This is a genomic window from Bacteroidota bacterium, from assembly GCA_017303975.1.
In the GTDB taxonomy this organism is placed as follows: Bacteria; Bacteroidota; Bacteroidia; order JAFLBG01; family JAFLBG01; genus JAFLBG01.
In genome coordinates this window covers 62,192-85,154 of sequence record JAFLBG010000007.1, presented here as the reverse complement: position 1 = coordinate 85,154, position 22,963 = coordinate 62,192, and the positions used below count along the sequence as shown (strand labels likewise).

Below are 22,963 nucleotides of genomic sequence, written 5' to 3'. Positions count from 1 at the left end.
AGACAAAGAATATATTTGCCCGAGCTAGTTATCCCAAATAGCTGAATTCACTATGGTTTCAAAGCATCTTTATATACAGCCAATACTCGGTCTCTAGCAAACTTATGATCTACAATAGGCTTAGGGTAAGAAAAATCTTCTAGCTCCGGAATCCACTTTCTAATGTATTTCAGATCGGGGTCGAATCTTTTTGTTTGTTCGTATGGATTAAATATTCTAAAATACGGAGCTGCATCGCAGCCGGAACTTGCAGCCCATTGCCAACCTCCATTATTTGAAGCCAATTCGAAATCAAGTAGTTTTTTGGCAAAATAAGCTTCTCCCCATTGCCAATTTATTAGTAGATGTTTAGTTAAAAAACTAGCAGTAATCATTCGCACTCTATTGTGCATAAATCCGGTTTCATTTAGCTCTCGCATACCGGCATCTACAATTGGATAGCCTGTTTTACCAGCACACCATTTATCAAATTCATTTTCATCGTTTCTCCATAAAATACGATTGTATGCAGGTTTAAATGCACCATTTTGCACATGCGGAAAATGAAATAAAATCATCATGTAAAAATCTCTCCAGATTAATTCGTTCAACCACGCTTCATTGTGCTGTAATGCAATGGCAGCCAAATGTCTTATACTTACTGTCCCAAAACGCAAGTGAACACTTAATTTTGTGGTGCCCGCAACAGAAGGAATATCTCGCATTTCTTTATATTGCTTTATTACAGCTATATCCACTTGGGGAGGAACAAAAACACTATCCGTTTTTTGAAATCCCATTTGTTGTAAGCTAGGAAAACTAGATGCTTCAATGGTTTTGGAAAAATTTGAAAAATAATTTTGAGTGGGATATGCCTTCAAATAAAAAGAAGAGAGTTTCGATTTCCATTTTTTAGAATATGGCGTGAATATAGTATAAGGCAAGCCATCTTCTTTTACTACTTCGCTTTTCTCAAATATACATTGGTCTTTATAGGTTTTGAAAGCGATATTCTTTGCCCTAAAAAATTCCCGAATATAGGTGTCCCGCTCTATAGCTGCAGGCTCATAATCATGATTGGCATAAACAGCATCAATAGTATATATTTCTGCCAATTTTTTAAACGCATTTAATGGGCTATCGTACAAAACGACAAGACTCGACCCAAGTTGGTGCAAATCAGTATTTAATTGTTCGAGTACTTGATAAATAAAATCTACCCTCCTATCGCATTTATCTTCTAACTTATTTAAAATAGTTGGATCAAAAATAAAAACAGGAACTACATTCTTATTTTCTTTTAGTGCATAATACAATGCCGCATTATCTTGTAAGCGCAAGTCTCGTCTAAACCAAAAAATAGTTGCTTTGTGTTGCATATTCTGATATACAAACAGAAGTGATTTTTGTTTAAAAAAAGGGACATGCAAATTGAATTTGCATGTCCCTAGAAAATTCTAAAATATACTAGCGTTATTATTCCTTCACAACCCTCTTAATGGCTTGTAATTTATCACTATAAACTTTCAAAATATAAACACCCTTGTCAATTGTACTCATGTCGATTATTGAATTTGGAGAGAGCGCCTGTCTGTTTTTAATTACAGCACCTCTTACATCAAGCAGCTCAATGTACATTTCACTGTTTAATACTCCAACAGTTTCTATTGTTAGCGCATCTTTTACAGGATTAGGAAAAATGGTTATAGGAAGCGTAGTAAAATCTTCCGCTACACCAACATTTGATTTATATCCATATACACAGATATTAAATGTACCCACACTATCAGTTCCGGTTGTAAATGTTCGTAAATAATACATCCCTCCTATCGTTAATCCTCCAAACCTTACAGAATCACCATCAGCTTGGCCGGAACAACCAGTAACCTCCGTTCCACTGCAAGAATCTTGGTATAATGACACCCCAAAGCCAGAAAAACCTCCAACAAAATTCGAACCTTTAATTGTCATTGCTGTATCTACAGCAACAAACTTAAACCATACATCATCATCTATAGAAATACCTGTACAACTAGCATCCGGCTGTGATTTGGTTGAATTGATTGTGTTTACTGTAGTTGCAGTACATGACAATTCATTTTGACTCGCTGTAATAGCAATAGCGCCCGAGCATTCATCATTGGCAGGAGGGGCAGGTATTGAATACACACAAATATCGAATGTAGTAGTAGCCGGAACCAAAACATCCCAATCATATACTCTAACATAATATACTCCGCCTACGGTCAATCCTGTTGACTTCAAAATTTCTGTGAGTCCGCCTCCATTATTATCTACACAAGCAAATGCAGTTGAAGAACCACACGATGAAAAAATTTCAACAACTGCATCTAATGATGCAGATGGCGTAACCTCTACTGCAACATTCGCACTTGTAGCTGTAAACTCGAACCAAACATCATCCTCAGCATTTGCACTATTTGTAACACATTCTGGATTACCGGATGCAGTAGCTGCATTCAAATCGGCCGTAATTGTTGCGCAAACAGAGCCCTGAACAAGAGAAATAGCGTTTACACATTCGTCATTTGCTGGAGGTAGAGTATAGTTAAAAATACAAATATCAAAATTGTCGTCACCCGAAGATCCTGTGCCTGCATGAAAAACACGCACATAGTAGGAATTTCCAATTACTAAATTTGTTAATACAAGTGTTTCGGAATTTCCGTTTTGATTATCTCCGCAATCTCTAGGGAACGATGCATCACAAGAATCTCTCACTTCAATTACAGGATCAAAACCTCCTTTACCATTTACGGTAATTGTATGAATGCTATCTAGTGCCGTAAAAATATACCAAACATCATCATCGTCATCTCCTGAGCATCCCGTATTTGGATATGATGCTGTAGCATTTGCAACCGTTCCTGGCGTATTAACACAAATAGTGTCGGGTACTAAAACTGTTGCATTTGCACAGTCATCATTTATAGGGGCAGTTGAAATAAGAGCGTATATACATATTTCAAACTCAGTGGTATGACTGTTGATTGCAGCATGGTCATATACCCTTAAATAATATGTCTGCCCTACAGTTAATGTATCTTCTAAAATTTCATCGGTTCCCGTATCTACGCACTGCAAGCTGTTACCTCCACAACCATCAAACAATTCTACAACAGCGTCAAAATCTCCCAATGCAAGCGATTTTACTTCTATTCTAATAATAGTATCTGCGCCAACCGTAAACTTATACCAAATATCATCATCTGCATTTGCACCGCTTTTGCAAGACGGCAATGATTGCGTTGCTCCTGCTACATCTCCCGTATCGGGATTGCAGGTTGTACCGACTACAATTGTTTTAGCATTTGTGCAATCATCGTTTGTTGGAGTAGAAAGAGATCCCCCAAAAGCAAAAGTTGCAAATAAAAAATTAGTGAGAATTGTGTAAAATAGTTTCATGATATAGTATGTTTTTCTAAATATAGTAATTTGAATATAAATCGAATAAAGAAAGATTGGTGTAATTTTTAAATTGCCCAAGGCAAATAAGAACGGTTAGTTTTTCATAGAAAAAACAACAATGTCAAATAGTAAATACAAAAAATAGGATACTAAAAAGCAAATTGAAAACCCAAGTGCTGTTGTCTTAAAGAAAACTAAATACAATATTATTACTGCCAAAGATGCAAACATCCTTACCACAGAAACAGCCATAAATACACGCACAAATGAGGATGCGGAATTGCTTGTCAACGATTTTAGTAGAAAAAAACCGGAAACAACTCCCAACAGAAGAAAAAAAACGGGTATTATGTATATGTGATTTGTATTTAATTGTGAAGTCAATTGTTTTGAAAAATAAAACAACAACTCTACAACACCTGTGAATAGAACAATTAAGAACAAATGTTTTTGATGTGTCATTCAAAAATAAGATTGGGAAAAATTATTTTTTGTTGTTCTTAAGAAAGTCCTTTAACACAACGTATAATGCCAAAGCAACAGAAGAAAGAGATAGTATAATCGTAAATAAGGGAAATTTTTTGAACTCTAATTTTTCGTCTATCCAAATACCTGCATACGTGCCTAAGCCCATAATAACAAGCATTTGTATACCCATAGAAGAGTATTTAGCATAATCAGAAAGCTGCTGCTTTTTCTTGTTTTTTTCCGTCTCGTTCACCTTGTTTTATATCCTTGATTACCGCACCCATACTGCACGATCCGGAGAAATTAGCTCCCGGCTCGATAGCCAATTTATTGGTAACAATATCGCCAGTTAGTTTTGTAGTAGCCTTTAAAGAAAGTAATTCATTTACAGTAATTTTTCCTTTAATTGTTCCCGAAATATCTGCGTTTTGGCATATAATCTCGCCTTCAATAGTTCCGGTTGCACCAATCACCAACTTGCCTTTTGTAGTAAGCGAACCAATTAATGTACCATCAATTCTTATATCTCCTGAAGATTTGATATCTCCCTCTATAGTAGTGCCTGATCCTAAAAGATTTACAGAAGATGAGTCGGATACATTATTTTTCGTCATGGTATCGTTATTTTTTGAATTGCCAAACATGATATTTCTGATTTACAAATTGTTACAAAGTTAAGGAATTGTAAATACAATTCAAAAAAATATTCGCTTTCACCAAAAGCGGCTAACCAATGTAAAACGCAACCCGAAAATTTAATTTACAATAAGTTTTGAGGGAATAGGGCCCGATTCGGTTTCGAGCAATAAAATATAAACGCCTTTAGCTAGTGCAACATCTTTTAAATTAACAGAAATAAGGTTCTCTCCTATTCTAAAATTATACACAGTAGTAAACACGCAATTTCTTCCTGTTACTTCATAAATTTTCAGTGTAATGGATTGTTCTTTTGTATTAAAAAAAGACACTTCAAAATTATCTCCTGAAACAGGATTCGGAAACACCTTCAAGCTTGAAGCCTCTGTATCATTCACAGAAGTTGCTATGCAAGTACCGGAACCTACCGACACTTGCAATACATTCATATTAGAAAAATAATTGTCAGCAGAATAATAAAGACCGTAATCACAAGTAGAAACATTTTTCACTTTTACCATTAAGGTGTATGTACCAACGGCCAATTGCAAATTAGATGTTGCATAGCTAAACAACATATTTTGTCCGCCTGTAAGTGTTACCAAACTATCTTTCTTTAAAAACTGTGCATTGCCATTGGCGGTAATCGCAACCAGCGCTACAACACCTGTCCAGCTCACAGAGCCTCCATTTCTTAAGCTGTAGGTAATGCTTGCCGAACAATTGTTTTTAAGTGGAGACGCTTTTATTCCTGCATATGTACTTAAATAAATAGATTGAATATCATTGAATCTTCTGGATGTGTAGCCCACCAAATCGCTAGGCGAATAGGTTTTTTGAAATACTTTTGAGGCAGTTCCATTTGCGGCTTCAATAAATAATCCGGCACCACTAGGCGTATCGTCTATAGCCATTCGCACATGAGAACCGGCATCATTCACAATATCTCCCTTTCGTAACGACCCAAAACCGGTTGTTGTAGATGCCGCACCTAAAGATGCTGCAATAGAGGGCAACCCCGATGTACTCTGCTTGTAGCTCAATTCCCAACATCGGCTTACGAAACCACTGCAATCCAATCCAATAATTAATCCGTCAGAAGAGCTTGCATCGGGGCTTCCGGAGCAAATACCGTTTATTCCGGTAAAATGATTGCCCGCTTTTCGGCCTAAAGCAATATAATTTTTCCAATTTAGCCAATGCGTGAAACCGCCCCACTTATAAGGAATAGAGGTAAGTGTAGTATTAGCCACCACCCAATTTGGTGTTCTGTAATACTCTCCGGAGCCATTGTACGTGCACGAATTTTTAACATTCGTAGATGATGGAATCCATTTCATATTTAAATAATTCAGTGCATTTGATTCTGTTTGGGTTCGCGTAACACACGAAGCTCCTTGCATTTTCGATGCGCCCACTTCTTCTACCTCAATAGTTGTAGGCACTAGGTTATTAAAATGTAAATAACTATACTCAAATTGCGGCAATTGTAACTCATTCAGCACATTCACCTTGCTTATATAAACCGCATCCTGCGCAGATAACGCATAATACACATTCGCATTAAAAACAGAAACCGGATTCTTTAAATACGTATTTTTTATAAGTGGAATGGACGAAAGTACTGTTGTATGATTAACTAAATCAACGACCAACAAATATTTTTTCACATCAAACTCCGAAACATCGCTGGTTGTTTCTATTTCAATAAAAGCTTTATGAGCTTTGATATCCAGATGTCTTAAAAAAGCAACGGCTAAATCGCCTTGTATATACTCATTTGCAACATCAATAAATTGGTCGTACGTAAATTCGGGCGACTGTATTTTCAAATAAAACCTCTTTGTATCAACTACCTCTAAACGCTCTTTTGTATTTTCCGGTAAAACCCAATTATTAGTATCTAAAACAGCTATTGTACCATTATCCGACAAAAAGGTTGAACCATTAGCGGACAAAACAACTACTTGATTATTCTCTACATAAATTGCATCTGCCAATAAACGTAGTGAACTTGGCAGTTCTACTCTTGAAAGTAAATTGCCCGACAAATCAAAACTCAATAAGTTATTTTCTCCAAAAACAAAAAAACGATTATTGTAAAAACAAAATGCTTCCCAAGTGTGGTAGTCAATTAAATCAATGGATTCGCGACTAAGAATAGTATCATTTGTTTGGTTAAAGTTAAAAACCAATATCTCGTTAGATGCTTCTGACAAAAAAGCAATTTTATGTGCCGAAATAAACTGATACGATGAAAAAGAATAATGCCCTGAAGCATCCAACAATAGCTTTAATCCGATGCTATCATTAAAAGGAATTTTATATTCGGGATTTTTTGAATGAGATTTTAATTGACTAAACGTGCATATAAATAGAATACACGTAAGTATAGTAAGTAGTTGTTGCTTCATGGTTTGGGTATGCAAATATACCCCTCAATAGCTCTTTAGGCAAGATGTATTTTAAGAAATCTACAAAATAATCTTAACAGCAAATTGTGCATAAACCAAAGGAGCCTTGGAATAAATTATTCCAAGGCTCCTTTGGTTTGAATTTTATTTCAGTTACTATGCTGTAACAATAGAAACGTATGATTTTTCGTTTTTCTTTACAGTAAACTTTACAACTCCGTCAGCTAATGCAAACAAGGTATGGTCTTTACCAATTCCAACATTTGCAGCAGGATAGTGTTTTGTTCCTCTTTGTCTAACAATGATGTTTCCTGCAATTGCCGGCTGACCACCATATATCTTAATACCTAAACGCTTACTGTGCGACTCACGACCGTTTTTTACCTTACCTTCACCTTTTTTATGTGCCATGATCTAAAAAATTTTAATGGTTGAAACTTAAATTATTCTGCTTTTTTGGTTGTTTTTCTTGTCTTTTTTGGTTTTTCCTCAACTTCAACATCAGCTACTTTTGCTTTAGGCTCTGCTTTTTTTGTAGCTTTTTTCACTTTTTTCTCAGCAGTTGGCTCTTCTACAAAAGTTTCGCCTTTCCCTAATATACCTTGAATAAGAACTTCTGTCAAATACTGACGGTGTCCGTTTAACTTAGCATATCCTTTTCTTCTTTTCTTTTTGAAAACAATTACTTTATCACCTTTAGGATGAGAAAGAATTTTGCCGGCTACTCTAGCACCTTCAACAGTAGGAGCACCAACAGATATTTTTCCGTCTTTTTCTAACAAAAAAACTTTATCAAACTCAACAGTAGTACCTTCAGCGCCTTCTAAACGATGTACGTAAACTCGTTTATTTTTTTCTACTTTAAATTGCTGTCCTGCAATATCTACAATAGCGTACATTTTTAACAATATTTGGTTAATAACTAATAAGGGGGCGAATTTATAAAATTTTATTCACACAGACAAATGTTATTGGGCATTAAAAAGAATTTGAATGTACTTAAACATACAAAATACTGATTATCTGTGTATTATATTAAATCAAAAGCTGCTATTCAACAATTAAAACATAGCCTATTAAGTAACACAAAAGTTTTTATTAATTTAGCTTACCAAATTTTCAAACATTTAAAAACAAAATAAAATGAAAGTAACTGTAGTTGGAGCAGGAAATGTAGGCGCAACTTGTGCTGATGTTATTGCTCATAAAGAATTAGCCAATGAGATTGTTTTAGTTGATATAAAAGAAAACTTTGCCGAAGGTAAAGCACTAGATATTTGGCAAACAGCGCCTATCAACATGTATGATTCACGTGTAAAAGGAAGCACAAACGATTATACAAAAACAGCAAACTCTGATGTTGTTGTAATTACATCAGGTCTTCCAAGAAAACCGGGGATGAGCCGTGATGACTTAATTTCTACTAACGCTAATATTGTAAAGACAGTTACTGAAAATGTTATTAAACATTCTCCTAAGGCAATTATCATAATTGTTTCAAACCCTTTGGATGTAATGACTTATTGTGCGTATTTGACAGCTAAAATTGATCCTAAAAGAGTATTTGGAATGGCTGGTATTTTAGACACCGCTCGTTACAAAGCATTTTTAGCTGAAGCGTTGAACTGCTCACCTAAAGATATTCAAGCTGTATTAATGGGTGGGCATGGCGACACCATGGTTCCACTTCCTAGATATACTACTGTAGGTGGAATTCCGGTTACCGAACTAATTGAAAAAGATAAATTAGATGCGATAATTGAACGTACAAAAAAAGGAGGAGGGGAAATTGTAAATCTACTAGGTACTTCTGCATGGTATGCTCCTGGAGCTGCTGCTGCGCAAATGGTAGAAGCAATTGTTCGCGACCAAAAAAGAATTTTTCCGGTATGCGCATGGCTGCAAGGCGAATATGGAATGAAAAACGTTTACCTTGGAGTACCTGTTAAACTTGGGAAAAACGGCATCGAAGAAATTATTGAATTAAAATTAAACGCGGATGAGTCTAAACTATTGGCTGATTCAGCTAAAGCAGTAAAAGAAGTAATGGATGTACTAGACAACATGAATGTTGCTGTAAAATAATTTTCTTTCTAAACATAAAGAGCGCTTCTTTAAAACAGAAGCGCTCTTTTTTTATACCAAAGACAATGATTTCAAAAATTCCTTTTAAGCTTATAAAAATTAAAAATGGTGGTTACCACCTACACCAATTTATAAAAATAAATGGCAAACAAGCTCGACTTATTATAGATACAGGAGCCTCTGCCACTATACTTGACAAAGGAAGCATACAAAAATTCACACAAAATAAATTAAATAAACACACCGATCAAGCTACAGGAATAAGTGGCAAAAAAATGGACTCATTTATTGTATCGGTTGATTCGGTTAGCTTTGGAAGCATCTCCTTAAAAAAGCAAAAATTGGGCGCACTCGACTTAAGCAATGTTAACGCTACATACAAACAGCTTAACATACCACATGTAGATGGTGTTTTGGGAAGTGATTTATTAAAAAAACTAAACGCAGTTGTAGATTATTCCAAAAAGGAGGTTGTGTTTAATTCATCTATAAAAAAAACCAGTACCTCGAAAAAATAATTTTACTAATTCCTAATTGCAGCAGAATAAGGATCTACAGACACCTCTATTTTTTTTCCTACAATCTCCTCCAATGTATTTAAGTCTATAAAAGTAATAAACCCGTTTCTACCTCCGCAAGTATTAGAATGATGGGGAGCGGGGCCCTTGCTATTCGCATTTCTATTGGCCACATACACCAAATTATTTGCGTCATCTACTACTATTCCATGCGGTTGAAACCCGAGATAAATTTTCTTTACAAACGCATTTGTTTTGTAATTAATAATTGTAACGGAACCACGCTTTCCCGCAACAGCTGTATCTTCTGTACAAGTAACAAATAAATAATCTGTTGAAGTACTAATAGCCATTTCTTGCGGATAAATACCGGTATTGATGCTCGTTAGCACTTGATTAGTTGCGGTTTTTAGCACACGTACCTCATTCGATTTTTGACACGTAATAAAACATTTTGTTCCATCGGGAGTAAAAATAATTTCATGCGGATCGTAACTAATTGCAGGATTTGTACTTGCCGCTGCAAATGGATTTAAACTAACCATTTCCGCAGATATAGGGTCATTTACGGGAATGCGATAAATAAAATTTCCGGTTTGCGCTGTTACAAAAAGTGTGTCGTTTGTTTTGTTTATAGCAGAACCATGCGGATAGCTGAACAAGCCCGTCCATGTGTTTAGCAACGAATTTGTTTGTAAATCAACATATGCAATTTTGCCATTGGCACTCCAGTCCACACAAAAAGCATATTTCGAATCACTAGAAATAGTTAGTGTATTCCAATAGCCACTACCAATTGAAATATCAGCTACATGCGAATCATCAGATGCTCTAAATTTTTGAATAACACTTGACGCCAAAAAAACAACATACCAATATTGTCCATCCGGGGAAACCCTTACCATGTGTGGTGATTCAACAGCCGCACTTATACCCACATCTACATACCGCATTGGCAAAGAGGTTTCGGCATCAAAAACAGTTACCACATCGCATCCTTGATTCACAACATATATCTTTTTTCGAGATGCATTATCTGCAAATTTTACATTTCCGTCAATATCCGGAGCGCCCTGCAAAATCCAATCTCTCAATAAAACAACTTCCTCTTTTGTGAGCGGATCAGCACCCACTGGCATGGTGGGCGTTAGTGTAAGCCCTAAATCAGAATAGGTATTAATGTAATAGCAAAAAGTACTATAATCTGGTCTGTAAGGAATTATAACTGCTCCATTTCTATTTCCATCAAATGCATCGTACCACGACTCTAACGACAACCCGGAAGCAGCTTCTTTGCTTGAAAAAGTATGACAACCCGGTGTGGCACATTTAGTAATCACAATCTCTCCTACTTCCGATGGATATCCATTGTAATCGGGTGTTGCACCCTCTCTCTTACAGGCACAAAGAATTGTTAGGAGAACTCCAAAAAACAAAATCTTAATATATACATGACTCTTCATTAATGGTAAGTTAATGTTTAAAATGGAATTTTGAAAAAAAGAAAACTATGCAATTAAGTTTAATTTTATTGGCGTGTTTGGTTGTTGTAATGTCTTTATTGGCAGTAGTTCCAAGTATAGATATTACTTTTGATGAGGGCAAAGACGAATAGTTTTAAACACTCTTGAGCTTAAAACTAATATCGTTATTCCCTTTCACACATTTGGTTTTTTAATTTATTTTTCAATCTTTGCAACTATCGATGTTTAAAAAACTAAAAATAGTTGCCCTTTTACTCATTCAAATAATTGCGCCACAATTATTTGCGGGAATTCTTTTTACCGGGGAAAAGACCTCGGAAGCGCCAGACACAAGCAATGTAGTTATCTCGGAAGAAATGACTTTATCCACCGAAGATTCGCTATTACTATTCCCTGCGTACGATATTTACTCGCAATGGGACACCACAACCATTCATCCTTATAAATTTTCTGCCGTAAACTTTAACGATACTGTAGAGGTTTTATTACAAGACGAGTTCAACTGTGGCTACGCACATCCATTTCCAGGACCTGTAACCTCTAGCTATGGAAGCCGCAGAGGAAGACCACATTATGGTATTGATATTAATTTAGAAACAGGAGATACCGTAGTTAGTGCCTTTGAAGGAATGGTACGTATTGCAAAATTAAATAAAACCTATGGCAACGTAGTTATCATACGCCACAAAAATGGATTGGAAACTATTTATGCGCATCTGTCAAAAATTTGTGTTGAAGCAGGGCAAATAGTAGAACCAGGACAGATTATTGGATTAGGAGGGAATACCGGCAGATCTTACGGTAGTCATCTACATTTTGAAGTAAGATACAAGGGCATGCCGATTAACCCAAGTACACTAATTTCGTTTGAAGATTATAAATTAGTGAGTGAAAAAGCCACCATCAGCAAAAGCAGTTTCCAGTTTTTTGCACAACAAAAATCACTTAAATACCATACTGTAAGAAAGGGCGACACCCTTTACAAAATCGCAAAAAGATATGGCACCACACCACAAAAAATTTGCAAATTAAACAGAATTAAAAGTTCAACTAAACTGAGAATAGGGAGTAAAATAAGGTACTCATAGTTTGTTCATAAAACAGACTTTTCTTTCTTATTATTTTAGTTTAACTTTACATTAACTTAACCACCCTTTATGAAAGCAAAATATATTTCCATTATTGGAATTATTTTTTCTGTTTTTCTAATTTCTTGTAAAAAAGATTTAGAAAAAGAAACCCCAAAAGATTTTCTTTTAGTAGAAGCCGAAAGCGCACCCACAATTAAGCGATTTGAAGAAGGTTTTGAAGGCAACTACAAAGTAGGCTATCCAGCCGACACTACCTACTTTTGGACAGGTGCATGGTATTTAGACAATGCCATGAGTGGCACTCAACAAGACGATAAGAAAAAAGGATTACGCTCGCTAAGGCTAATAAACAATGGCAGCGCACGAATGATGTTTAATGTTATTGACGGAATTTCTGTTGTAACTATATTGCATGCCGCACATGGCACTGACGGGCCAAGCACCTGGGAGCTGTGGTTTTCTACTAGCAATGGACTGTCCTGGCAAAAGGCAGGACCACCAGTAACTTCGCATCCGGGCTCTTTAAAAACAGCCACATTTACTTTAAACACTACCTATAGAACAAGGCTTGAATTGCGAAAAATTTCCGGTGGTCCCAATCGCTTAAATATTGATAACATTTCAGTTACCGGAACAATCCCTGCACCAACAAGAGACAACAATTTAGCATTGGGTAACCCAAGCAATGCCAATAATAACATTGCAAATTTCAATAATTATTTAATGGTAAAGCCACAATACACCTTATCATACAACAGAACTAAGGGTATTCCCAATTGGGTAAGTTGGCACTTAAGTTTAGGATGGAGGGGAACCGCTGTAAGAAAAGATGATTTTGTAGCCGACCCTACCATGCCATTTGGATGGTATGCAGTAAAACCTGCCGATTACAAACTTACCGGATTTGACAAAGGACACATGTGCCCATCGGACGATAGAGATGGTGGACCATCAGACAACTCTGCTACTTTTAACATGACCAACATGGTGCCACAAGCTCCGGATCACAATAGAAAAGTGTGGCGTTTGTTCGAAAATTTTTGCAGAACACTAGCAGGACAAGGCTATGAGCTATATATTGTTGCAGGCTCAGCAGGAGTTGGAGGGACAGGCTCTGTGTATCCTTTTCCTGTTACAAGTATTGCATCCGGTAAAATAACCGTGCCGGCATCTTGTTGGAAAGTTGCATTAATATTACCGGTTGGGAGCAATGATAAAAACCGAGTTAGTGCAAGCACAAAAGTTATCGCAATAAATGTGCCGAATAACCAAGATGCAGACAACCTAAAATGGTTTAACTACATTACAACTGTAGATAAAGTAGAACAATTAACAGGGCTTAATTTGTTCTCTGCACTACCCGATAATATTGAAAATATAATTGAATCAAAAAAGTATGTTGGAGAGGTACAGTAAATAACACCTAAGTTATTTACCACCCATTAAAATTAGGCCTCCTACCTAATTGGAAAGCACTTCCCGCTTTTGTAAGAAAAGCATTAAATTGAATATCAAACCGCTTCAAAGCGAGCAAATAGAATTCTTGAGGCGTGTCTTTTTATATCCTGTAAGTGCATACAGTAACAATTCTTTTACGACAAAAAACGAGGGAAGGTGCAAATTAATTTGCACCTTCCCTCGTTTTTTGTATTTCTTTACTTATGCTTTATTTTCCTAAGCCAACTGGGCTTCCAACTCTTGTCATTGCACATCTAAATCCTAAATAGGATGTAGCTTGTCTTTGATCTAAGAATCTGCGAGTACCAGGACTCATGTAATATGCTCTATCTCTCCAAGATCCACCTTTAAACACCTTGGCTTTATCGTTTATCATAGAATAAACGCTATACTCGTACATTAATTTATTCCCTAATGAATTAGCGTCTTCTCCTTGAGTAAAATAAACACTCGATTCAATATCACCATCTAAATAGCTGATATTATCGGATTTTTTATAGTTTCTTCTTTCGTCCAAGTTATCCACGTTATAAGCAATAGAAACATCACGCATTTTAACCATACCCGGGATGCTTACAATGTTGCTATCTTTATCGTACAAAACAGAGTCGGTATTTACTACAATACCATCCACATCTTTAACTTGTGTTTTAAACACATTACCTCTAAATGCTCTAAAATCATCTTTATCTTCAGAAGACATTGGTCTGTAAGTATCCATAACCCACTCACTTACGTTACCGGCCATGTTATACAAACCATAATCATTAGGCCAATACGAATACACAGGTGCTGTAACATCGGCATTATCATTCAAATAACCTGCGGCACCCATCATATCTCCAGCACCACGCTTAAAGTTAGCCATCATTTGTCCAATTGCCTTTTCGTCTGGGTTACGAACTCCGTGTCCGTTCCAAGGATAAATTCTTCTGTCTGTAATTCTCTCTCCGATAGTATTTCCAATTAATCCATAACAAGCGTATTCCCACTCAGCTTCTGTTGGCAGGCGGTAGCGTGGTAAAAATATACCATCTTCCATTTTAACATTTCTATCAGGTGAGTTAGGGTCAAATGAAGGAAGTTTTTGTTTTTGAGTTCCCGTCCACTTACCTGCCATATATTGGTCGGTATTGAAATAATCTGCGTCAGAAGGTGTAGGAACATGCTCCAACAAGCCTTCGCGAATCATAATAAATTCGTTTACTCTATCTGTTCTCCAAGCACAAAAATCGTTTGCTTGTAGCCAGTTTACGCCTACTACAGGATAATCTCTATAAGCAGGATGTCTAAAATAATACTCTACATAAGGCTCATTGAATGCCATTTTCTCTCTCCAAACCAACGTATCAGGCAAAGCTCTTTGGTAAATATCCGGGAAGTTTGCATTAAATACACGTCCTGTCCAATGTAAATATTCGCCATAATCAAGGTTTCTTACCTCAGTTTCGTCCATGTAAAATGAAGAAACAGTAACCCTTCTTGGAATATTGCTCCAATCATAATTAACATCTTGTTCCACTCTACCCATGGTAAATGTACCACCTTCAATAAGAACTAGTCCAGGACCGGTTTCTTGCTCATCGTAAGGCACAACTTCAAAACCTCCGTTTTTCGGATCGTTGTATGCCCAACCTGTAACCGGGGATCTTTCCTTTGAGCATGAAGACACCAAAACCACTGCAATAGCAGCGGTTGATAGGCGAATGAGGGATTTTTTGTTAATCATATCAAACTATATAAATTACACTATATAACAACACAAGCATTTGGTTTATTGCACAAATGCCTATGAATATTAGAAAGAAGGACAGCTAATGGTTCTAAACTTCTTTTTCTTTGGCTTACATTCAAACTGCAGAGCAAAAGAAATTTCGTGAGAACCAGCTGTAGCATTACTTAATTTAGATATAGTAACATCGTAACTATATCCAAACTTAAACAATCCTTGCTGGAAACCAATTAATGCAATAAATGCATCTCTGTTTCTGTACCACAAACCACCTACAATAGGCCCCTTAATTACGTAAACACCTAAGTTAAGCTGTTGAAAATCTTGTTGCTTTTGGTATAAAACGTTAGGCGATAAATAAGTATCTCCACCTCTACCATCTAGTGGAATCAAGGCTCCGGCATGTCCGGTAAGTTTCATTGGTAGTGGACTATTACCTGTTCCTAATAAAGATTCGTCAGGTTGTGTTAAGTGATGTGCTGCAAAACCGAAGAAATAACGTTTGCTATAACCCAATATACCCGCAGAAATATCTACATTGCTTTTTGCATTGGCAGGAGTTTCTGCTGTATTAAACACAAACCCTCTTCTTGCATCTATCATATCACCAAAAGTAAGTTTGCTCCAATCTACCTTTTTTTGCATGTAAGTAGCTTGAAATCCAGCCTTTATGGAGAAAGTTCTAGAAACGTTTAATTGGTAGGAATACATACCACTTACATTTGTGGTTGTAAGTGTTCCTTGTCCGGCTTGGTCATTAGTTACTAACAATCCAACACCTCCAGCCAACACATCTATATGCTGGTCGTAAGAAGCACTATATGTAATAAACTGACCCGTAAGAGCCGGCCATTGGTTACGGTAGTTTAAGCAAACTCGAGGACAACGAGCTGTACCTGCAAATGCAGGATTCAAATACAATGGGTTTGCATAAAACTGAGTAAATTGAGGGTCTTGTGCATATGCATTTTCTGAGAAAACACAGGCAATTGCAACCGCTGAAAAGAGTACTAATTTTTTCATCATAGGTTTATACATTTACAATTATACTAAAAAAAATTAAAAAAGTTTCAACATATGTTAAAAACTTTTAACACACCTTAAAATATTGCTAAAAATACTTCGTTATCATTAGGAAGTCAATACATTTTGTACTATTATCCATTAAAACGATTTTATTATATAGACGAACAACTACTTTAATGGTTGCCTTTAAACCAAAACTAATTTTGTATTTAAACAACTAAAGTGGCTATGATTTGTAAAAAAACCAATATTTTTGGGTCAATTGATAAATTGATGACTCATAGATTAGCATATCTTTTTTTAAGTGCATTCCTTTTTTTTACGCTATTTGGATTTTCGCAAGAAAATAGAACATACTCTATAAAATGGAAATCTCCGGTAGCCGAAAAACTTACCGATGACAATATAAATGAAAATTTAGCTTTTGAAGATGTCATTTATTTAGAAGATGGCTTACCCTATTATTTTATAAAAAAGCAACTTCCTTCATCTGTTTCGGGAATAAGCTGTTCATTAGAATCAATAAAACTAGAAAGTGTTTATGACGAAAAAGAAAAGAGCGTACTTAAAACTCGAGCTTTTTCAAATCTTTCGGAAGAATTTACCATAAAATGGAAAATTGCGTATGATAGAGGACAGCCATTTGCACTTATATATATTCTGCCAATTCGAAAAACTTCGGCAGGATACGAAAAAATTAGTTCCTTCTCCCTATCCATTAACGAAACAAGCGCTTTTAAAAAAACAAACTTTTACAAAACCTACGCATCCAACTCTGTTCTTGCCAATGGAATGTGGTATAAAATTGCTGTGGAAAAATCGGGGGTATTTAAGTTAAGTTACTCTTTTTTGAAAAATATTGGAGTTGATCTAAAAAACACCAACCCGAAAAATATAAAAATATACGGCAATGGAGGCGGCATGCTTCCTATGGCAAATAGCAAATTTAGATTTGACGACTTAACCGAAAATGCAATATACGTGCAGGGCGAAACTGACAAAAAATTTGATTCGTTGGATTATATTTTATTTTATGCAAAAGGACCGAACGAATGGAAGTTCGATACAAACACACAAAAATTTAATCACGAAAATAATTTATACTCAGATAGCGCTTACTATTTTATTACGATAGATAACAGTTCTTTAGGCAAACGAATACTTACACAACCCTCATCTACAAATACACCTACTCACTACAGCACTACATTTGATGATTACGCTTATCACGAAAGTGAGTTGTACAATCTTGTTAAGTCGGGAAGAGAATGGTATGGAGAGAAATTAGATGCTACAGGATCGAAAGACTTTAGTTTTACATTTCCCAATTTAGTTACAAGTGAATTGGTGTATATAAAAGCAGATATTGCCTCGAGATACGACATTCCTTTCTCTGCAAATGCCTTTTCTGTTATTACCCCTAGTAACTCGTTTAATCTTTCTCCCGGATCATGTGATTTTGGCTGCTACTTTTGTGATTATGCAACAACCGCACAAAACACTACAAGCTTTACAAGCAATGCAAACACCATTACTATTTCTGTTGTAAAAAATTTAGGCAGAGCAGTTGGATGGGTTAATTTTATTGAACTAAACGCCCGCAGACAACTTGCTATGGTTGGCAGTCAACAATTATTATTTAGAGATAAAACTTCTATTGGTACTGGAAACATTACTCAATTTACAATAACTAACACGACACCAACTACTTTAATTTGGGATGTAACGGATGCAACAAACTGTAAATTACAAAGCAGTAGCTACAACTCAAACACACATACCTTTTCAGTAGCGACAGACACCATTAAGGAATTTTTGGCAATGGATGAAAATGGATTGTTTGAAAATCCACGTTTTGTAGAGACTGTAGTCAATCAAAATTTACACGCGCTTTATCAACCTGATTTTATAATTGTGTCTCATCCGCTTTTTTTGACAGAAGCAAACCGACTAGCCGATTTTCATAGAACACACGATAATTTAAAAACAATAGTTGTTACTCCTCAAGAAATTTACAATGAATTTTCGTCCGGAGCGCAAGACATTACTGCCATACGAGACTTTGTAAAAATGTTTTACGACAAAGCAAATACAATTCAAGATTCAATGCCAAAGTATTTGTTGTTATTTGGCGATGGATCGTACGACCCTAAAAAACGCTTTGCGTCTAACACAAATTTTATTCCTGTTTTTGAATCGAGAAATTCGGTTTCCTATACCAATTCGTATGTATCGGACGATTTTTTCGGATTAATGGATGCTAACGAGGGCGATTTAGATAATGGAGGTCTTGTAGATATTGGCATTGGACGATTTCCGGTAAAATCTGTAGCGGAAGCAAAAAGTGTGGTAGATAAAATTTTCACATATACTAAAACCGGAGAATCAATTGGTGCAAAAAACAACAGTGTGGTAAGCAATGTAAACTCGAACTTTGGCAATTGGAGAAGTGAAATTTGTTTTATTGCAGATGACGAAGATGGAAACTTACATATGGATCAAGCCAATAAATATGCTGATTCTGTGGCAAAAAGACACCCCTACATTAACAACGAAAAAATATTTTTAGATGCGTATGCACAACAAGCCACTCCTGGTGGAGACAGGTATCCTGATGCTGTAGATGCGATAAACAAACGTGTAAATAAAGGGGGATTAATAATAAACTATACAGGCCACGGAGGAGAGGTAGGATTAGCACATGAGCGTATTATTGAAATTCCGCAAATAAATAGTTGGTCGAACGAGAAAAAAATGCCATTGTTTTTTACTGCAACATGTGAATTTAGCCGATTTGACGACCCTGCCAGAACATCTGCTGGAGAGCTTGTTTTGCTTAACCCTAAAGGCGGAGGAATTGGCCTAATGACAACTGTGAGGTTGGTTTATTCTTTCGGTAACGATATTTTAAGTAAGTTCTTTTACAAGTATGCGTTTGACACCTTATCAAATGGAGAAATGCCTAGAATTGGAGATGTGTTTCGCAAAACAAAGGTTTCTGAAGGAGGCTCTTTAAATGGAAGAAACTTTACTTTATTAGGAGATCCTGCATTAAAACTTGCCTATCCAATACACAGCGTTAAAACGACAACAGTTTCTACAGACACCCTAAAATCGCTAAGTACCGTAACCGTTACAGGATATGTAAGCGATAAAAATGGCAATAAACTAACCAACTACAACGGAATACTATTTCCAACCGTGTACGACAAAGCAATAACCATTACCAACTTAGCTAATGATGGCGGAACACCGATGCAGTTTAAACAACAAAAAAATATTATCTACAAAGGCAAGGCTAGTGTTACGAATGGCGACTTTTCGTTCTCATTTATTGTACCGAAAGATGTGGCAGGAAATACAGTTGGGCTGGGCAAAATAAGTTATTATGCAGAAAATGGATACGAAGATGCCGCAGGCTATTACCATATAGAAATTGGGGGTGTAAACCCGAACGCTGCTATTGACAACAATGGTCCAGGAGCTGAATTATTTATGAATGATGATAAATTTGTTTTCGGAGGCACAACGAATCAAAATCCAAATTTATTTGCAAAAGTAACAGATGATTATGGAATAAATACTTCCGGATTAAGCATAGGACATGATATTAGCGCGGTATTAGACAACAACAGCTCTAATGCAATAGTATTAAACGATTACTACGAAGGCGATTTAGATAATTATAAAAGCGGAACTATTTATTATCCATTTGAAAATTTGCAAGAAGGTAAACATACGCTTAAACTTAAAGTGTGGGATGTTTCCAACAACTCTACAGATGCTTACACAGAGTTTGTGGTGGCCAAATCTGGGAATCTTGCTTTAAAGCATTTGCTTAACTATCCAAATCCTTTTACCACCAACACCGCATTCTATTTTGAACACAATCAACCTAACATAAGCATGGATGTGCAAATTCAAGTATTTACTATTTCCGGTAAATTGGTAAAGAACATAAACAAGCGCATCCGCACCGAAGGATTTAGATCAGAACCTATTTATTGGGATGGTAAAGATGATTTTGGAGACAAAATTGCACGTGGGGTGTATGTTTATAGCCTAAAAATTAAAACCCCTACACAAACTTCAGAACTTTTCGAAAAACTGGTCATTCTGAACTAAATAGTGTTTTGTACAATAAAAGTCAGAGTATTTCGTTCTAGGACACTAGTTTGTTATTTTTAAATAAAACCCGTAGGTTTGTAACCCTTTAAAATACTACTGAAAACAATGGGAAAGCAAAAAATATTTTTCACGCTAAGTTTAGCAACTTTAGGTGCATCTTTTACTAACACACATGCTCAAATAACCACCAATCAACTTACAGGTGGTGTAAATACTATAACTACAGCTGTTCCATTTTTACTTATCTCTCCCGATTCAAGAGGTGGTGGGATGGCGGATATTGGCGCGGCATCTAGTCCGGACGCAAACAGTATTCATTGGAACGCATCTAAATTGGCTTTTTCGGAAAAGAAATTTGGTTTGGGAATGTCTTACACTCCTTGGCTCAGAAACTTAGTACCGGATATTAACTTAGCCTATTTATCAGGTTATTATAAAGTAAAAGAAGACCAAGCTATTGGAGCATCGTTACGTTATTTTTCGCTTGGAGATATTACATTTACCGATGTAGTAGGAAATACCATTGGGCAATTCAAACCAAATGAATTTGCATTTGACGTAGCATACGCAAGAAGATTTAGCCCCAATTGGTCGGGAGGTATGGCCATGCGCTATATCTACTCTAACTTAACAGGAGGGATAAACGTTCAAGGGTCTGCAACAAAAGCAGGAAAATCGGTAGCGGCAGATGTAAACGCATATTATACCAACAGCGACATTAAAGTTGGAGGTAAAAAAAGTACAGTAGCTGCAGGCTTAAACATTTCAAACATAGGAGCAAAAATATCTTATACTACAAAAACAGACAGAGATTTTATTCCAATCAATATGCGCTTGGGAGGTAGATTGACTATCAACTTAGACGATTACAACTCATTTTCTGTTTTGGCCGACTTGAATAAATTATTAGTTCCCACTCCACCCGTTTATGACGTTGATAGCGCAGGACAAATAATTAACAATCCAGATGGTTCAGCAAAAATTTTGAAAGGAGAAGATCCAAACAGAGGTATTGCAGAAGGCATATTTGGCTCGTTTAACGATGCACCGGGCGGATTTAAAGAAGAGATGAAAGAAGTGAACTATTCTATCGGTTTAGAATATTGGTACGATAATCAATTTGCCGTTAGAGCAGGTTATTTTAACGAAGACGAAACCAAAGGAAATAGAAAATACTTTACGTTTGGATTAGGAGTTAAGTACAACGTATTCGGACTTGATTTTGCGTATTTAGTTCCTACTAAACAACGTAACAATCCACTATCAAACACGCTTCGCTTTACATTGCTGTTTGATTTTGATGCTTTTAAAGGCGAGAAAGAAGAAGCTCCTGCAGAATAATTTTTTAATCAATACTTTTTTGTTTGAAACCTAGAGTTGGTTTTGGTTTTGATGTTCATCAACTAGAAGATGGAAGAGCCTTTTGGATTGGCGGAGTACAAATTCCTCATCACAAAGGAGCTACAGGTCATTCAGATGCCGATGTTTTAATTCACGCTATTTGCGATGCCTTATTAGGTGCTGCTAATTTAGGAGATATTGGCAAACACTTTCCGAATACATCTGCAGAGTTTAAAAATATTGACAGTAAACTTCTACTCAAAAAGGTAATTGAGTTGCTAAAAGAAAAGAAATACACCATTGGAAATATCGATGCTACGCTTTGTTTAGAAGCTCCCAAAATTTTACCTCACATAAACACCATGCAACAAACCCTATCTGTTGTTATGGAAATTCCCGTTGAAGACATTTCGATTAAAGCCACCACCAACGAAACAATGGGCTACGTAGGTCGCCAAGAAGGCGTTTGTGCGTATGCAGTTGCACTGATTTATTAGAAACAACACTCACTCACTACAACACACTTAATTTTTCCTTGAAAATTCGTCCAAATATTTGCGCAACCAATTAATTGCACGTATATTTGCAACCAATCAGTTTCATAAATAAAAAAATGAGAAAACTAAAACTACAAACACAAATAAGCATAGATGGCTTTATTTCAGGGTTAAACGGAGAGATGGATTGGATTACTTTTAATTGGTCGGAAGATTTGATTAGCTATGTAACCCAGCTTACGGAGCCTGTTGGCACCATTGTACTTGGAAAAAATTTAGCACAAGGATTTATTCCACACTGGACAGCAGCCTTAAACAGCGAGACTCCGGAACCGGGGGCTGAAAAATTTGTTAAAACTCCGAAAGTTGTTTTCTCATCTTCTCTAGCAAAATCGGAATGGGAAAATACGGTTTTAGCAAAAGGTAATCTTGTAGAAGAAATCAATGCACTTAAAAAACAACCTGGAGGCGATATAATAGCTTATGGAGGAGCAAAATTTGTTTCTTCTCTTATTAAAGAAAATTTAATTGATGAGCTGCATTTATTTGTAAATCCTGTTGTGCTTGGAAATGGGCTCTCCATTTTTAAAGAAGTTACCAAAAATCAAAAGTACAGAATTATACACTCGCAACAATTCGAATGCGGCATCATTGTATTAACCTATAAGCCGGAATAA

At 36.2% G+C, this 22,963-nt stretch carries 19 protein-coding genes; 8 read left to right on the top strand and 11 right to left on the bottom strand.

Translation table 11 applies throughout. The annotated features are described in order from the left end of the window. Nucleotides 1-50: 50 nt before the first annotated feature. The 8 genes from J0M08_04395 to rplU form a co-directional block, all read right to left on the bottom strand. Nucleotides 51-1,358: a deoxyribodipyrimidine photo-lyase gene (locus J0M08_04395; GenBank protein ID MBN8702280.1), complete on the bottom strand. Its 1,308-nt coding sequence runs from the start codon at nt 1,356-1,358 to the stop codon at nt 51-53. Between the two features lie 97 nt (nt 1,359-1,455). Then, complete coding sequence (locus J0M08_04390; GenBank protein MBN8702279.1) at nt 1,456-3,405, bottom strand: T9SS type A sorting domain-containing protein; 1,950 nt, start codon at nt 3,403-3,405, stop codon at nt 1,456-1,458. A gap of 96 nt (nt 3,406-3,501) precedes the next feature. After that, nucleotides 3,502-3,870 carry a hypothetical protein gene (locus J0M08_04385; GenBank protein ID MBN8702278.1) on the bottom strand — a complete coding sequence of 123 codons (369 nt, stop codon included), beginning with the start codon at nt 3,868-3,870 and terminating at the stop codon, nt 3,502-3,504. A gap of 22 nt (nt 3,871-3,892) precedes the next feature. Beyond that, nucleotides 3,893-4,066, bottom strand: coding sequence for an AtpZ/AtpI family protein (locus J0M08_04380; protein MBN8702277.1), 174 nt, complete (start codon nt 4,064-4,066; stop codon nt 3,893-3,895). 19 nt (nt 4,067-4,085) lie between these two features. Continuing rightward, a complete protein-coding gene (locus tag J0M08_04375) occupies nt 4,086-4,490 on the bottom strand; it encodes a polymer-forming cytoskeletal protein (GenBank protein ID MBN8702276.1) in 405 nt (134 codons plus the stop codon). A 141-nt stretch (nt 4,491-4,631) separates the two neighbouring features. After that, on the bottom strand, nt 4,632-6,926 hold the full coding sequence (locus tag J0M08_04370; protein MBN8702275.1) for a T9SS type A sorting domain-containing protein: 2,295 nt from the start codon (nt 6,924-6,926) through the stop codon (nt 4,632-4,634). A 156-nt stretch (nt 6,927-7,082) separates the two neighbouring features. Continuing rightward, a complete protein-coding gene (rpmA, locus tag J0M08_04365; protein MBN8702274.1) occupies nt 7,083-7,337 on the bottom strand; it encodes a 50S ribosomal protein L27 in 255 nt (84 codons plus the stop codon). A 32-nt stretch (nt 7,338-7,369) separates the two neighbouring features. Further along, nucleotides 7,370-7,825, bottom strand: coding sequence for a 50S ribosomal protein L21 (gene rplU, locus J0M08_04360; protein MBN8702273.1), 456 nt, complete (start codon nt 7,823-7,825; stop codon nt 7,370-7,372). A gap of 244 nt (nt 7,826-8,069) precedes the next feature. On the opposite strand from rplU, the gene mdh reads away from it, so the two are divergent. Together mdh and J0M08_04350 are read left to right on the top strand one after the other, a co-directional pair. Beyond that, the gene (gene mdh, locus J0M08_04355; protein MBN8702272.1) at nt 8,070-9,011 is read left to right on the top strand and encodes a malate dehydrogenase; all 942 of its coding nucleotides are present in this window, start codon (nt 8,070-8,072) and stop codon (nt 9,009-9,011) included. A gap of 65 nt (nt 9,012-9,076) precedes the next feature. Beyond that, on the top strand, nt 9,077-9,529 hold the full coding sequence (locus J0M08_04350; GenBank protein ID MBN8702271.1) for a clan AA aspartic protease: 453 nt from the start codon (nt 9,077-9,079) through the stop codon (nt 9,527-9,529). 5 nt (nt 9,530-9,534) lie between these two features. Here J0M08_04350 and J0M08_04345 read toward each other — a convergent pair whose 3' ends face one another. Then, entirely contained in the window at nt 9,535-10,992 is a 1,458-nt protein-coding gene (locus J0M08_04345) for a beta-propeller fold lactonase family protein (GenBank protein ID MBN8702270.1), read from the bottom strand. A gap of 242 nt (nt 10,993-11,234) precedes the next feature. On the opposite strand from J0M08_04345, the gene J0M08_04340 reads away from it, so the two are divergent. Together J0M08_04340 and J0M08_04335 are read left to right on the top strand one after the other, a co-directional pair. After that, nucleotides 11,235-12,101, top strand: coding sequence for a peptidoglycan DD-metalloendopeptidase family protein (locus J0M08_04340; protein MBN8702269.1), 867 nt, complete (start codon nt 11,235-11,237; stop codon nt 12,099-12,101). 69 nt (nt 12,102-12,170) lie between these two features. Next, entirely contained in the window at nt 12,171-13,520 is a 1,350-nt protein-coding gene (locus J0M08_04335) for a DNA/RNA non-specific endonuclease (protein ID MBN8702268.1), read from the top strand. A gap of 250 nt (nt 13,521-13,770) precedes the next feature. On the opposite strand, the gene gldJ is transcribed toward J0M08_04335, so the two are convergent. Together gldJ and J0M08_04325 are read right to left on the bottom strand one after the other, a co-directional pair. Continuing rightward, complete coding sequence (gldJ, locus tag J0M08_04330; GenBank protein MBN8702267.1) at nt 13,771-15,291, bottom strand: gliding motility lipoprotein GldJ; 1,521 nt, start codon at nt 15,289-15,291, stop codon at nt 13,771-13,773. A 69-nt stretch (nt 15,292-15,360) separates the two neighbouring features. Then, nucleotides 15,361-16,320, bottom strand: coding sequence for a type IX secretion system membrane protein PorP/SprF (locus J0M08_04325; GenBank protein ID MBN8702266.1), 960 nt, complete (start codon nt 16,318-16,320; stop codon nt 15,361-15,363). Nucleotides 16,321-16,548: 228 nt separating this feature from the next. Here J0M08_04325 and porU point away from each other — a divergent pair, with 228 nt between their 5' ends. The 4 genes from porU to J0M08_04305 all read left to right on the top strand — a co-directional run bounded on the left by porU (nt 16,549) and on the right by J0M08_04305 (nt 22,963). Next, complete coding sequence (gene porU, locus J0M08_04320) at nt 16,549-20,445, top strand: type IX secretion system sortase PorU (GenBank protein ID MBN8702265.1); 3,897 nt, start codon at nt 16,549-16,551, stop codon at nt 20,443-20,445. Between the two features lie 108 nt (nt 20,446-20,553). Continuing rightward, on the top strand, nt 20,554-21,789 hold the full coding sequence (gene porV, locus J0M08_04315) for a type IX secretion system outer membrane channel protein PorV (protein ID MBN8702264.1): 1,236 nt from the start codon (nt 20,554-20,556) through the stop codon (nt 21,787-21,789). 23 nt (nt 21,790-21,812) lie between these two features. Beyond that, a complete protein-coding gene (locus J0M08_04310) occupies nt 21,813-22,286 on the top strand; it encodes a 2-C-methyl-D-erythritol 2,4-cyclodiphosphate synthase (GenBank protein MBN8702263.1) in 474 nt (157 codons plus the stop codon). Between the two features lie 116 nt (nt 22,287-22,402). Then, nucleotides 22,403-22,963 (top strand): dihydrofolate reductase family protein, encoded by a 561-nt coding sequence (locus J0M08_04305; GenBank protein ID MBN8702262.1) that lies wholly within the window; start codon nt 22,403-22,405, stop codon nt 22,961-22,963.

Bases quoted from the DNA above. Each gene is read 5' to 3' on its own strand.
- J0M08_04325 (MBN8702266.1), bottom strand. From the start codon at position 16,320: ATGATGAAAAAATTAGTACTCTTTTCAGCGGTTGCAATTGCCTGTGTT.
- J0M08_04395 (MBN8702280.1), bottom strand. From the start codon at position 1,358: ATGCAACACAAAGCAACTATTTTTTGGTTTAGACGAGACTTGCGCTTA.
- J0M08_04350 (MBN8702271.1), top strand. From the start codon at position 9,077: ATGATTTCAAAAATTCCTTTTAAGCTTATAAAAATTAAAAATGGTGGT.
- rpmA (MBN8702274.1), bottom strand. From the start codon at position 7,337: ATGGCACATAAAAAAGGTGAAGGTAAGGTAAAAAACGGTCGTGAGTCG.
- J0M08_04335 (MBN8702268.1), top strand. From the start codon at position 12,171: ATGAAAGCAAAATATATTTCCATTATTGGAATTATTTTTTCTGTTTTT.
- gldJ (MBN8702267.1), bottom strand. From the start codon at position 15,291: ATGATTAACAAAAAATCCCTCATTCGCCTATCAACCGCTGCTATTGCA.
- porU (MBN8702265.1), top strand. From the start codon at position 16,549: ATGATTTGTAAAAAAACCAATATTTTTGGGTCAATTGATAAATTGATG.
- mdh (MBN8702272.1), top strand. From the start codon at position 8,070: ATGAAAGTAACTGTAGTTGGAGCAGGAAATGTAGGCGCAACTTGTGCT.
- J0M08_04340 (MBN8702269.1), top strand. From the start codon at position 11,235: ATGTTTAAAAAACTAAAAATAGTTGCCCTTTTACTCATTCAAATAATT.
- J0M08_04305 (MBN8702262.1), top strand. From the start codon at position 22,403: ATGAGAAAACTAAAACTACAAACACAAATAAGCATAGATGGCTTTATT.
- porV (MBN8702264.1), top strand. From the start codon at position 20,554: ATGGGAAAGCAAAAAATATTTTTCACGCTAAGTTTAGCAACTTTAGGT.
- J0M08_04345 (MBN8702270.1), bottom strand. From the start codon at position 10,992: ATGAAGAGTCATGTATATATTAAGATTTTGTTTTTTGGAGTTCTCCTA.
- J0M08_04385 (MBN8702278.1), bottom strand. From the start codon at position 3,870: ATGACACATCAAAAACATTTGTTCTTAATTGTTCTATTCACAGGTGTT.
- J0M08_04380 (MBN8702277.1), bottom strand. From the start codon at position 4,066: ATGGGTATACAAATGCTTGTTATTATGGGCTTAGGCACGTATGCAGGT.
- J0M08_04370 (MBN8702275.1), bottom strand. From the start codon at position 6,926: ATGAAGCAACAACTACTTACTATACTTACGTGTATTCTATTTATATGC.
- J0M08_04375 (MBN8702276.1), bottom strand. From the start codon at position 4,490: ATGACGAAAAATAATGTATCCGACTCATCTTCTGTAAATCTTTTAGGA.
- J0M08_04390 (MBN8702279.1), bottom strand. From the start codon at position 3,405: ATGAAACTATTTTACACAATTCTCACTAATTTTTTATTTGCAACTTTT.
- rplU (MBN8702273.1), bottom strand. From the start codon at position 7,825: ATGTACGCTATTGTAGATATTGCAGGACAGCAATTTAAAGTAGAAAAA.